This window comes from Streptomyces sp. NPDC059524 (assembly GCF_042749255.1).
Lineage (GTDB): Bacteria > Actinomycetota > Actinomycetes > Streptomycetales > Streptomycetaceae > Streptomyces > Streptomyces xanthii.
In genome coordinates, this window is the sequence record NZ_JBHYTK010000195.1 from 2,000 (window position 1) to 12,665 (window position 10,666).

General features: G+C 71.0%; 13 protein-coding genes and 1 pseudogene. 8 read left to right on the forward strand and 6 right to left on the reverse strand.

The window, feature by feature from the left end; genetic code table 11:
- Window positions 1–73: 73 nt before the first annotated feature.
- Window positions 74–341 (reverse strand): annotated as a pseudogene (locus ACFW9D_RS34500) (S-adenosylmethionine:tRNA ribosyltransferase-isomerase); the annotation flags it as partial.
- A complete protein-coding gene (locus tag ACFW9D_RS34505) occupies window positions 341–1,075 on the reverse strand; it encodes an SDR family NAD(P)-dependent oxidoreductase (RefSeq protein WP_188339699.1) in 735 nt (244 codons plus the stop codon). The gene ACFW9D_RS34505 and the pseudogene ACFW9D_RS34500, both read right to left, overlap by 1 nt.
- 194 nt (window positions 1,076–1,269) lie before the next feature.
- Here ACFW9D_RS34505 and ACFW9D_RS34510 point away from each other — a divergent pair, with 194 nt between their 5' ends.
- The 4 genes from ACFW9D_RS34510 to ACFW9D_RS34525 all read left to right on the forward strand — a co-directional run bounded on the left by ACFW9D_RS34510 (window position 1,270) and on the right by ACFW9D_RS34525 (window position 3,896).
- Entirely contained in the window at window positions 1,270–2,415 is a 1,146-nt protein-coding gene (locus tag ACFW9D_RS34510; RefSeq protein ID WP_384628695.1) for a GAF domain-containing sensor histidine kinase, read from the forward strand.
- A complete protein-coding gene (locus tag ACFW9D_RS34515) occupies window positions 2,408–3,049 on the forward strand; it encodes a response regulator transcription factor (RefSeq protein ID WP_188339701.1) in 642 nt (213 codons plus the stop codon). Before ACFW9D_RS34510 ends, ACFW9D_RS34515 begins: the two co-directional genes overlap by 8 nt.
- A 176-nt stretch (window positions 3,050–3,225) precedes the next feature.
- Window positions 3,226–3,474 carry a chaplin gene (locus tag ACFW9D_RS34520; RefSeq protein WP_188339702.1) on the forward strand — a complete coding sequence of 83 codons (249 nt, stop codon included), beginning with the start codon at window positions 3,226–3,228 and terminating at the stop codon, window positions 3,472–3,474.
- A gap of 182 nt (window positions 3,475–3,656) precedes the next feature.
- The gene (locus ACFW9D_RS34525; protein WP_188339703.1) at window positions 3,657–3,896 is read left to right on the forward strand and encodes a chaplin; all 240 of its coding nucleotides are present in this window, start codon (window positions 3,657–3,659) and stop codon (window positions 3,894–3,896) included.
- A 233-nt stretch (window positions 3,897–4,129) separates the two neighbouring features.
- On the opposite strand, the gene ACFW9D_RS34530 is transcribed toward ACFW9D_RS34525, so the two are convergent.
- Complete coding sequence (locus ACFW9D_RS34530) at window positions 4,130–4,912, reverse strand: hypothetical protein (protein ID WP_384628700.1); 783 nt, start codon at window positions 4,910–4,912, stop codon at window positions 4,130–4,132.
- Window positions 4,913–5,077: 165 nt separating this feature from the next.
- Between ACFW9D_RS34530 and ACFW9D_RS34535 the strand changes: the two genes are divergently transcribed.
- From ACFW9D_RS34535 to ACFW9D_RS34545, 3 genes are all read left to right on the forward strand, one after another.
- The gene (locus ACFW9D_RS34535; protein ID WP_384628703.1) at window positions 5,078–5,875 is read left to right on the forward strand and encodes an ABC transporter ATP-binding protein; all 798 of its coding nucleotides are present in this window, start codon (window positions 5,078–5,080) and stop codon (window positions 5,873–5,875) included.
- A 92-nt stretch (window positions 5,876–5,967) separates the two neighbouring features.
- Entirely contained in the window at window positions 5,968–6,399 is a 432-nt protein-coding gene (locus tag ACFW9D_RS34540) for an NfeD family protein (RefSeq protein WP_188339706.1), read from the forward strand.
- 108 nt (window positions 6,400–6,507) lie between these two features.
- Window positions 6,508–7,443, forward strand: coding sequence for an SPFH domain-containing protein (locus tag ACFW9D_RS34545; RefSeq protein ID WP_384628706.1), 936 nt, complete (start codon window positions 6,508–6,510; stop codon window positions 7,441–7,443).
- 62 nt (window positions 7,444–7,505) lie between these two features.
- On the opposite strand, the gene ACFW9D_RS34550 is transcribed toward ACFW9D_RS34545, so the two are convergent.
- The 3 genes from ACFW9D_RS34550 to ACFW9D_RS34560 all read right to left on the reverse strand — a co-directional run bounded on the left by ACFW9D_RS34550 (window position 7,506) and on the right by ACFW9D_RS34560 (window position 9,548).
- Window positions 7,506–8,018, reverse strand: coding sequence for an HNH endonuclease (locus ACFW9D_RS34550; protein ID WP_384628709.1), 513 nt, complete (start codon window positions 8,016–8,018; stop codon window positions 7,506–7,508).
- Window positions 8,019–8,178: 160 nt separating this feature from the next.
- Window positions 8,179–8,718 carry a YbhB/YbcL family Raf kinase inhibitor-like protein gene (locus ACFW9D_RS34555; RefSeq protein WP_384628712.1) on the reverse strand — a complete coding sequence of 180 codons (540 nt, stop codon included), beginning with the start codon at window positions 8,716–8,718 and terminating at the stop codon, window positions 8,179–8,181.
- Window positions 8,719–8,765: 47 nt separating this feature from the next.
- On the reverse strand, window positions 8,766–9,548 hold the full coding sequence (locus tag ACFW9D_RS34560; protein ID WP_384628715.1) for a sporulation protein: 783 nt from the start codon (window positions 9,546–9,548) through the stop codon (window positions 8,766–8,768).
- Between the two features lie 103 nt (window positions 9,549–9,651).
- Between ACFW9D_RS34560 and ACFW9D_RS34565 the strand changes: the two genes are divergently transcribed.
- A complete protein-coding gene (locus ACFW9D_RS34565; RefSeq protein ID WP_384628718.1) occupies window positions 9,652–10,293 on the forward strand; it encodes a DNA-3-methyladenine glycosylase in 642 nt (213 codons plus the stop codon).
- Window positions 10,294–10,666: the final 373 nt, after the last annotated feature.

Sequence of the window (10,666 nt, forward strand, 5' to 3'; positions counted from 1 at the left end):
CAGGCCCTCGCCCGGGTTGCGGCGCGGGGGGGGGGCCCCGCCCCCCGGCCCGTCGCCCCCCCCTCCCCCCCCCCCGCGCCCGCCTCGCCCCGCGTCGAGAAGTGCACCACCACGCGCGCGTGGCCGAGCGTCCCGTCCACGGCCGCCGCGAGGGTGGGGGAGGTGTTCACGATCAGCAGGTCCCCCGCACGCAGCTCGCCCGGCAGCTCGGCGAACCGGCGATGCGTGACCTCGGTGCCGCGCGACACCAGCATCCGTACGGAGGACCGGTCCCGGCCCGGCCCCCGCTGCTCGGCCGGCACCCGCGCCGACAGTTCCTCCGGAACACGCAGAGCGAGCGTCATCGGACCTCCTCCTGAAGCGGGCTCTCGGCCGGCGGGCCGTCCATGAGAAGAGAGGGGGCGGAGTAGCGGCCGCTCGCGGGGCGGACGTCCAGCAGACGCAGGAACGCCGGCACGACCTCCTCCGGCCGAGGCACCCCGCTGAGGTCCTCCTCCGGTTCCGCCGCGGCCAGCATCTCCGTGCGCATCCCGCCCGGATCCACCGCCCACACCCGCAGCCCCGGCTCCTCCACGGCCAGCACCGCGGACAGCTGGTCGAGCGCCGCCTTCGTCGCCCCGTAACCGCCCCACGTCCCGTACGCCTCGGCCGCCGCGTCCGAGCTCATGTTGATCACCGCCCCGGCCGGCGCGTCCCGCAGCAGCGGCAGCGCCTCCTGGAGCAGCCCGAGCGGCGCCACCACATTGACCTCCAGCGCCGTGCGGAAGTCATCCAGCGAGTACGCGCCGAGCGGCCGCAGCGGCACCGCGCCCAGCACCCCCGCGTTGTTCACCAGCAGATCGAGACCGCCCAGCTCCCAGGCCGCCGCGATCAGCTCCACCCGGTGCCCGCCGTCCGCGACATCGCCCGCGACCGCTTTCACCGTGCCCCCGTGCCGGCGCAGCTCCGCCGCCGCGTCCTCCAGCGGCCCCGCGGACCGCGCGTCGAGCACCAGATCCCAGCCCCGCCGCGCGAGGGCCTCCGCCAGCGCCCGGCCGAACCCCCGCGAAGCACCCGTGATGATCGCTACCGCCATGACAACCGTCCCCTTGCTCCGTCGCTTCGTCCTGTCGTCCTGCGTGATGTCCTCAACGTAGGAACCGGCCGGTCCCGGGCACCTCAGGCGCGGGTCGCGAGGAGCCAGGGCCCTTCGCCCTACGACCGTCGGCCTAGGCGACCGCCGCCACAGGTCCGATCCGCGCCGTCACCGGCCGCCGGTACGGTGATCTCATGAGTGAGGGACCCCAGTCAGGCCTGGCCGCGGTGAGCGCCGCGCTGCTCGCCATGAGCAGACACCTCGAGGTGCGCGACGTCCTCAAGACGATCGTCGCCTCGGCGCGCGAGCTGCTCGACGCCGAGTACGCGGCGCTCGGCGTCCCCGACGACCACGGCGGCTTCGCCCAGTTCGTCGTCGACGGAGTGAGCGAGGCGCAGTGGAAGGCCATCGGCCCGCTGCCCCGCCAGCACGGCATCCTCGCCGCGATGCTGCGCGACGCCCGCACCGAGCGCCTCGCCGACGTCCGCAAGGACCCCCGCTTCGAGGGCTGGCCCTCCGCCCACCCGGACATGTCCGACTTCCTCGGCCTGCCGATCAAGGACGGCGACGAGACCATCGGCGCCCTCTTCCTCGCCAACAAGCGCTGCTCCAAGCCCGAGGGCGGCTGCGGCTTCACCGAGGACGACGAACAGCTCCTCGGCATCCTCGCCCAGCACGCCGCGATCGCCCTGACGAACGCCCGGCTCTACGAGCGCAGCCGCGAGCTCACCATCGCCGAGGAGCGCTCCCGGCTCGCCCACGAACTGCACGACGCCGTCAGCCAGAAGCTGTTCTCGCTCCGCCTCACCGCCCAGGCCGCCGCCACCCTCGTCGACCGCGACCCGGCCCGCGCCAAGGGCGAGTTGCAGCACGTAGTCGCCCTCGCCGCGGAGGCCGCGGACGAACTGCGCGCGGCCGTCGTCGAGTTGCGCCCCGCGGCCCTCGACGAGGACGGCCTCGTCGCGACCCTGCGCACCCACGTCCAGGTCCTCGACCGGGCCCACGGCGCCCACGTCACCTTCGGCACCCGCGGCGTACGGGCACTGCCCGCCGCCCAGGAGGAGGCGCTGCTGCGCGTCGCCCAGGAGGCTTTGCACAACGCGCTGCGCCACTCCGGCGCCGGGGAGGTCGGCGTGACGCTGGAGAAGTACGGCACCGGCGCGGTCCTGCGCGTCACGGACGACGGCACCGGCTTCGAGCCGCACGCGATACGCCGCGCGGGACGCCATCTCGGCCTGGTCTCGATGCGCGACCGGGCGAGCGGTGTCGGCGGCCGGCTCACAGTGGAATCGGCGCCCGGCAAGGGCACCACGATCGAGATGGAGGTCCCCGGTGGCTGACCGGATCAAGGTGCTGTTGGTGGACGACCACCAGGTCGTCCGCCGGGGCCTGCGTACGTTCCTCGAGGTGCAGGACGACATCGACGTCGTCGGCGAGGCCGCCGACGGCGCCGAAGGGGTCGCCCGCGCCGAGGAGTTGAAGCCCGACGTCGTCCTCATGGACGTCAAGATGCCGGGCATGGACGGCGTCGACGCGCTGCGCCGGCTCCGCGAACTGGCCAACCCCGCCAAGGTGTTGATCGTCACGAGTTTCACCGAGCAGCGCACCGTCGTGCCCGCCCTGCGCGCCGGCGCCGCCGGGTACGTCTACAAGGACGTGGACCCCGACGCCCTGGCCGGCGCCATCCGCTCCGTCCACGCGGGCCACATCCTCCTCCAGCCCGAGGTGGCCGGCGCCCTGCTCTCCCAGGAGGAGAACAACAACGGGCAGGGGAGGGGCGGTTCGCTCACCGACCGGGAGCGCGAGGTGCTCTGCCTGATCGCCGACGGCCGGTCGAACCGGGAGATCGCCCGCGCCCTCGTCCTCTCCGAGAAGACGGTCAAGACCCACGTCTCGAACATCCTCATGAAGCTCGATCTGGCGGACCGTACCCAGGCCGCCCTCTGGGCCGTCCGGCACGGGGTCACGGGCTGACGGACCCCGCGCACACCGGCGCACTACTGCACCGCACCACGGGCGGTTCCCGTCCGGTCTGAGATTCATACTGTCGTGTGGATGTCCCCCGGACGGCGTATCCCCGTGGGGCGGTGCCGCGTTCTCCAGGACACGCCGCGGCGGCTGGCCACGGCGATCGCTAGGAGGACCAAGAAGTGATGAACCTGAAGAAGGCCGCTGCCGTCACCCTCGTCGCCGGTGGCCTCGTCGCCGCCGGTACCGGCATCGCCTCCGCCACCGACGGCGGCGCGCACGCGGGCGGCAAGGCCGTGCACTCCCCGGGCGTCGTCTCGGGCAACGTGATCCAGGCCCCGATCCACATCCCCGTGAACGTCGTGGGCAACACGGTGAACGTGGTCGGCCTCCTGAACCCCGCGTTCGGCAACCTCGGCGTCAACAACTGACGCAGGCCCGCGGTCCCCAGACCTCCCGGCCCCTCGGGTACGCACCCGGGGGGCCGGTCGCGTGCCGTTGACCCCATCGGGGCCATCCACACGGCCCCCCGTGACCTCGCGGGCAAGATCGCGTTGCTCACGGCGAGACCCCATCGCCGGGGTCGTCTTTCTTATCTGGAGGAACTTTTCTCATGAGCATCGCCAAGAAGGCCGCCCTGGTCGTCGCTGTCGCCGGTCTGGCCGCGGGTGCCTCCGCGGGTGCCGCCTTCGCCGACTCCGAGGCGGAGGGCGTCGCCGCCCACTCGCCCGGCGTCGCGTCCGGCAACCAGGCGCAGGTCCCGGTCCACGTCCCCGTGAACGCGACCGGCAACTCGGTCGACGTGATCGGCCTCCTGAACCCGGCCTTCGGCAACACCTCCGTCAACAACTGACGCCCCCCAACCCAAAGGCCCCGCGCCCTCCTCCGCGGGGCCTTTGCCATGCCGGGATCAGAGAGGGGCGGGGCGACGCGGGCCGCCGCGGGACGCGCCCAGCGGGCCCCCTGAGGCTGCACGAAGTGCGCCTTCAGGGGCGCGGGGAACTGCGCGACCAGCCACGACGAAACCCGCACCCGGCATCACACAGCGAGCCCAACGACGCACCCCCGCCGGCGGAGCCGAAACGCTCAGCCCCGCTCCCGCATCTCCACAACGGAGTTGTACGCGGCGACGACAGCCCGCCGAGCCGTCCGCTCGACAGGCCGCAACGCCCCGGCCCGCGCCCCCATCTCCCCCGCACTCACGGCCCCACCATGCCCGGCCTCATGGGCCACATCCACCAGCACCCCCACCCGCTGCGCGAGTTCGAGCACCCGCACGGCCCGAGCCGGATACCCGGGAGCGAGCGCCTCCCGCCCCCGCTCGGCCCGAGCCCGGTACGCGTCGATCGCCGCCTCCGCGACCGGCCCCGACCCGGCCACATCGAGCCGCGTCAACACCTCCGTCGCCTCGCGCAGCGCCTCCGCCAGCTCCCGCTCGGCCTCCCCGAGCGAGGGCACGTCCGCCGGCGGAGCCTCCCGTACGGGCAGGCAGTGCCACAGCACCTCGACGTGCACGTCACCCTCGGGCCCGGCCTCGTACACCTCGGGCACGAGCCCGAGCGCGACCCCGACACAGACGACGGCCTCCTCGGCATCGAGCGCCCGCGCGTTGAACTCCGGCGGCCCGCTCAGCCCCAGCGGATGCCCCGGAGCGGGCAGCGCCACCCGCAGCCCCGTCGCACCGAGCGCCCGCAGCCGCCCGAGCGCGAGCGTGAGCCCGACGGGCCCCGCCTCCCCGGGCAGCCCTTCGACGCGGTGCACCGCGTCCTCGCCCACGATCGCGAGAGCGGCGTCATCAGGTGCGACAAGTCCGGCCAACAGGGCATTTCCCCACGCCGCGAGGCGGCCGGAGCGAGGTTCGGAAAGCATGCGCTCCACCTTAGAAGCCCGACAGGCCCCCAAAAGCCCGACCGATGGAAGGGACGACGCGACCGGTGGCGTAGGTTTTCCCTGGGGACAGCGACCGACCGGCACCGAGCACGCGGCCGGCGGACGCACGAGACAGCCGAGACTGCAATGGGAGACAACGCGCTCATGAGCGATGTACTGGAGCTGGAGGACGTATCCGTGGTCCGCGAGGGCCGGGCTCTGGTGGACCAGGTCTCCTGGTCGGTGAAGGAGGGGGAGCGCTGGGTCATCCTCGGCCCGAACGGGGCGGGCAAGACCACCCTCCTCAACGTCGCCTCGAGCTACCTGTACCCGAGCCAGGGCACCGCCACGATCCTCGGCGAGACCCTCGGCAAGCCCGGCACCGACGTCTTCGAGCTGCGCCCGCGCATCGGCATCGCCGGCATCGGCATGGCCGAGAAGCTCCCCAAGCGCCAGACCGTCCTGCAGACCGTGCTCACCGCCGCCTACGGCATGACCGCCGGCTGGCAGGAGGAGTACGAGGACGTCGACGAGCAGCGCGCCCGCGCCTTCCTCGACCGCCTCGGCATGAGCGACTACCTGGACCGCCGCTTCGGCACGCTCTCCGAGGGCGAGCGCAAGCGCACCCTCATCGCCCGCGCCCTGATGACCGACCCCGAGCTGCTGCTCCTCGACGAGCCCGCCGCCGGACTCGACCTCGGCGGCCGCGAGGACCTGGTCCGCCGTCTCGGCCGCCTCGCCCGCGACCCGATCGCCCCCTCGATGATCATGGTCACGCACCATGTCGAGGAGATCGCCCCGGGCTTCACGCACGTTCTGATGATCCGCCAGGGCAAGGTCCTCGCCGCGGGCCCGCTCGAGCTGGAGCTCACCTCCCGCAACCTGTCCCGCTGCTTCGGCCTCCCGCTGGTCGTCGAGCAGAACGGCGAGCGCTGGACGGCCACCGGCCTGCCCCTGAGCTGACCCCGCACCGGCCGCGCGGAGGACACCTCCGGACGATCTCCCGAGGAATCGTCCCCTGTCCGCGCGGCCACCCGCGGACCTACCATGACCATGTGGCAGACATCGACGCATGGGTGTGGTGGCTGATCGCAGCGGCCGCGCTCGGAATCCCGCTGGTCATCACCGCGATGCCCGAGTTCGGCATGCTGTCCGTGGGCGCCGTCGCCGGCGCCGTGACAGCCGGACTGGGCGGCGGAATCGTGCTGCAGGTCCTCGTCTTCGCCGTGGTCTCGTGCGCCCTCATCGTCGTCGTACGGCCCATCGCCGCACGCCATCGCGCCGGACAGCCCCAACTGGCCACGGGAATCGACGCGTTGAAGGGAAAACAGGCCGTCGTCATCGAGCGCGTCGACCACCGCGGCGGCCGCATCAAACTCGGCGGCGAGATCTGGTCGGCCCGCACCCTCGACGGCGACGCGGTCTTCGAACCCGAACAGCAGGTCGACGTCGTCGACATCGAAGGCGCCACGGCGATCGTGATGTGATCGCGCAGGTGGCCTGAACTCCCCACGTCGCACAGGCGGTTCTGACAGACTCGACGAGCAAGATCCTATGATCTTCCGGTCGGCGGAACGAAGGGCACAGGAAACTCGATGTCAGCGATCATCATCGTCCTGATCATTCTGGTGGTGTTGGTCTTCATCGCCCTGATCAAGACCATCCAGGTCATCCCCCAGGCGAGCGCGGCCATCGTGGAGCGGTTCGGCCGCTACACCCGCACCCTGAACGCGGGGCTGAACATCGTGGTCCCGTTCATCGACTCGATCCGCAACCGCATCGACCTGCGCGAGCAGGTCGTCCCCTTCCCGCCCCAGCCGGTGATCACCCAGGACAACCTGGTCGTCAACATCGACACCGTCATCTACTACCAGGTGACCGACGCCCGCGCCGCGACCTACGAAGTGGCCAGCTACATCCAGGCCATCGAGCAGCTCACCGTCACCACGCTGCGCAACATCATCGGCGGCATGGACCTGGAGCGGACCCTGACCTCCCGCGAGGAGATCAACGCGGCACTGCGCGGCGTCCTCGACGAGGCCACCGGCAAGTGGGGCATCCGCGTCAACCGCGTCGAGCTCAAGGCGATCGAGCCGCCCACCTCCATCCAGGACTCGATGGAGAAGCAGATGCGCGCCGACCGCGACAAGCGCGCCGCGATCCTCACCGCGGAGGGCATCCGCCAGTCCCAGATCCTCACCGCCGAGGGCGAGAAGCAGTCGGCCATCCTCCGCGCCGAGGGCGAGGCCCGCGCCGCCGCCCTGCGCGCCGAGGGCGAGGCCCAGGCCGTCCGTACGGTCTTCGAGGCCATCCACGCGGGCGACCCCGACCAGAAGCTGCTCTCGTACCAGTACCTCCAGATGCTCCCGAAGATCGCCGAGGGCGACGCCAACAAGCTCTGGATCGTGCCCAGCGAGATCGGCGACGCCCTCAAGGGCCTCTCCGGCGCCATGGGCAACTTCAACCCCATGGGCGGCGGTTCGGTCCCCGCCCAGGGCAAGGAGCGCCGCGAGCAGCCGCCCATCGACTGACCGCGCACACGAGAGCGGGCCCACCGACCTCCTGGCCGGTGGGCCCGCTCTCGTACGTACGTCTAGGCCGCGGCGCTCTGACCGTTCAGCCAGTCCGGCAGCGCCTCCATCTCACCCGCGCCGAGCGACAGCAGCATCGCGTCCGCCGGCGTCGGCTCGAACGGCTGCCGCAGCAACGGCATCCCGGCCTCCTCGGGCGTCCGGTCGGCCTTGCGGTGATTGTCCTCGGCGCAGGAAGCCACCGTGTTCAGCCACGAGTCGGCGCCACCGTGGGAACGCGGCACCACGTGGTCCACCGTCGTCGCCCGCCTCCCGCAGTACGCGCACCGGTGCTGGTCCCGTACGAGCACACCCCGCCTCGACCACGGCGCGCGTCTTCGGAACGGCACCCTCACGTACCTGCAGAGCCTGATCACCCGGGGCACCGGGATGTCGATGGCGGCTCCGCGCATGCGCAGATCGGGGTGGGCCTGCTCGACGACGGCCTTGTCCTGGAGCACCAGCACGACGGCTCGGTTCAGCGTCACCGTCGAGAGCGGCTCGAAGCTCGCGTTCAGCACCAGTGTGTCCCGCATCCTGCCCACCTCCCGTACGCAGCGGATCACCCCTCGGCGTCCGTGCGTCAACTCTGGCCGTGCACGCCGAGATGGACAACGCAATAAAAACTGCCCGCCTCCGGCCACTTTCATGACCGGAGACGGGCAAACGTTCAGTGAACGCTTTCGAGGGGCGCTCCTACTCGGCGGGAGCCGCGTACTCCGCGACGACCTGGGCGCGCGCCAGCGTGTGGAAGCGCAAGTTGAACCCGACGACCGCCGGCGAGGCGTCCGCGTCCGGGCCCAGCTTCTCCTGGTCGACCGCGTACACGGTGAAGACGTACCGGTGCGCCGGGTCGCCGGGCGGCGGCGCGGCACCGCCGAAGTCCCTCGTCCCGTAGTCGTTGCGCACCTGGACGGCGCCCTCGGGCAGACCGTCGAACTTCCCGGTGCCCGCACCGGCCGGCAGTTCCGTCACCGACACCGGGATGTCGAACACGGACCAGTGCCAGAAGCCGCTGCCCGTCGGCGCGTCCGGGTCGAAGCAGGACACGGCGAAGCTCTTGGTCTCCGGCGGGAAGCCCTCCCACCGCAGCTGCGGCGAGGTGTTCCCGTCGGCGTACACCTGGGCGTCCCGGAGCACGCCACCCGGCTCGAAGTCCTCGCTCACGACGGTGAACGACGGCACCTGCGGATGAAAGGCATGAGGAAGCGGAGCCCGCTGGGGCTGCTCGGTCACAACGACACCTCCTGGTTGGGCACAGACAAAGTCCGACCCTGGAAACCCTAGAACCAGTTCTTCTTGCTGCCGACCTCGGACAGCCACTGGTGCAGGTACGCCGACCAGTCCGTGCCCTGGAAGTCGTGGTGCCCGACCACGAAGGAACGGAACGTGTCGCTGCCCTCGCTGAACAGACCCGGCTTCTTGTCCATCTCCAGGACGACGTCCATCTCCCGGTCGTCGGCCACGAAGCTGAGCTCCACCTGGTTCAGCCCGCGGTACTGCTGCGGCGGGAAGAACTCGATCTCCTGGTAGAACGGCAGCTTCTGCCGCGTACCGCGGATCCGGCCGCGCTCCATGTCCGCGCTCTTGAAGCGGAAGCCGAGCTGGATGAAGGCGTCGAGGATCGCCTGCTGCGACGGCAGCGGGTGCACGTTGATCGGGTCCAGGTCACCGGAGTCGACCGCGCGGGCGATCTCCAGCTCGGTGGTCACCCCGATGTTCATGCCGCGCAGCGCCTGCCCGTCGATCATGGTGACCGGCGTCTCCCACGGGATCTCGAGCCCGAAGGGCACCGCGTGCACCGCGCCGGCCTGCAGCTGGAAGGCACCGCCGAGACGGACCTTGGTGAACTCGATGTCCTGCTTGGTCTCCTGGTCGGCGCCCTCGACCTCGACGCGGGCCTGCAGTCCGACCGACAGCCCCTCGATCTCCTGATCGACGGAACCGCCCTGGATCCGCACCTCGCCCTGCACGACGCCGCCGGGCACGACATTGACCTCGGTGAGCACGGTCTCCACGGACGCCCCGCCCGCACCCAGGCTCGCCAACAGCCGCTTGAACCCCATGAACGATCTCCTCCGTCGACTTACTACTGCTGACTACAAACGCGATGGACGGCCGCCTGGTTCCTCGCCGGCCCACGCCGCCCCTGCACTACGCTCGGACGGCATGATCGCGGCCCCTGACCGTACGCCCCTCACCCGGGACTTCTTCGACCGACCTGTACTGGAGGTCGCCCCGGACCTCCTCGGACGCACCCTGGTCCGCCGCACCCCGGACGGCCCGATCGAACTCCGCCTCACCGAGGTGGAGGCGTACGACGGCGCGAACGATCCCGGCTCCCACGCCTTCCGCGGCCGGACGGCCCGGAACACGGTGATGTTCGGTCCGCCCGGACACGTGTACGTCTACTTCACCTACGGCATGTGGCACTGCATGAACTTCGTGTGCGGCCCCCCGGGCCAGGCGAGCGGGGTCCTGCTCCGGGCCGGCGAGATCACGGAGGGCGCCGAACTCGCCCGCAAACGTCGACTCTCGGCCCGATACGACAAGGAACTGGCCAAAGGACCGGCCCGCCTGGCCACGGCCCTCGGAGTGGACCGTGCCCTCGACGGCGCGGACGCCTGCGGCCCGCCCGACTCCCCGTTCACCATCCTGCGCGGCACCCCCGTCCCCGCCGACCAGGTACGCAAGGGGCCGCGCACCGGAGTCTCGGGCGACGGGGCCGTTCACCCCTGGCGCTTCTGGGTCGCCGACGACCCCACGGTCAGCCCGTATCGGGCCCACACACCACGCCGCCGTTCAACTTGACTCTCCCCCCGCGGGGTCCGTAATGTAGCCCGAGCCGCTGAAACCGGTACGGCTCTCAGCCAGTCATCGGAAGCGGCCAAACCACTACCTACGACTTCCCCCAGCGGGGTCTCTTTCGTCATGCCTGCATGTCGAAATTCGAACCCGCGAATCTCGATTATGAGTTACCGGGGAAATCGGCTAACGTAGCGGTCACGCCGAAAGGCAAAGGCCCTCCAACGGCCACCGGAAATGAAATCCGAACCGGAAACGGAACGGAAAACGGATCTGGTAAGGTTGGAAACGCAAGACCGAAGGGAAGCGCCCGGAGGAAAGCCCGAGAGGGTGAGTACAAAGGAAGCGTCCGTTCCTTGAGAACTCAACAGCGTGCCAA

Coding starts and splice junctions, on each gene's coding strand:
- ACFW9D_RS34505 (WP_188339699.1), bottom strand. CDS start 1,075: ATGGCGGTAGCGATCATCACGGGTGCTTCGCGGGGGTTCGGCCGGGCG.
- ACFW9D_RS34510 (WP_384628695.1), top strand. CDS start 1,270: ATGAGTGAGGGACCCCAGTCAGGCCTGGCCGCGGTGAGCGCCGCGCTG.
- ACFW9D_RS34525 (WP_188339703.1), top strand. CDS start 3,657: ATGAGCATCGCCAAGAAGGCCGCCCTGGTCGTCGCTGTCGCCGGTCTG.
- ACFW9D_RS34530 (WP_384628700.1), bottom strand. CDS start 4,912: ATGCTTTCCGAACCTCGCTCCGGCCGCCTCGCGGCGTGGGGAAATGCC.
- ACFW9D_RS34535 (WP_384628703.1), top strand. CDS start 5,078: ATGAGCGATGTACTGGAGCTGGAGGACGTATCCGTGGTCCGCGAGGGC.
- ACFW9D_RS34545 (WP_384628706.1), top strand. CDS start 6,508: ATGTCAGCGATCATCATCGTCCTGATCATTCTGGTGGTGTTGGTCTTC.
- ACFW9D_RS34550 (WP_384628709.1), bottom strand. CDS start 8,018: ATGCGGGACACACTGGTGCTGAACGCGAGCTTCGAGCCGCTCTCGACG.
- ACFW9D_RS34560 (WP_384628715.1), bottom strand. CDS start 9,548: ATGGGGTTCAAGCGGCTGTTGGCGAGCCTGGGTGCGGGCGGGGCGTCC.
- ACFW9D_RS34565 (WP_384628718.1), top strand. CDS start 9,652: ATGATCGCGGCCCCTGACCGTACGCCCCTCACCCGGGACTTCTTCGAC.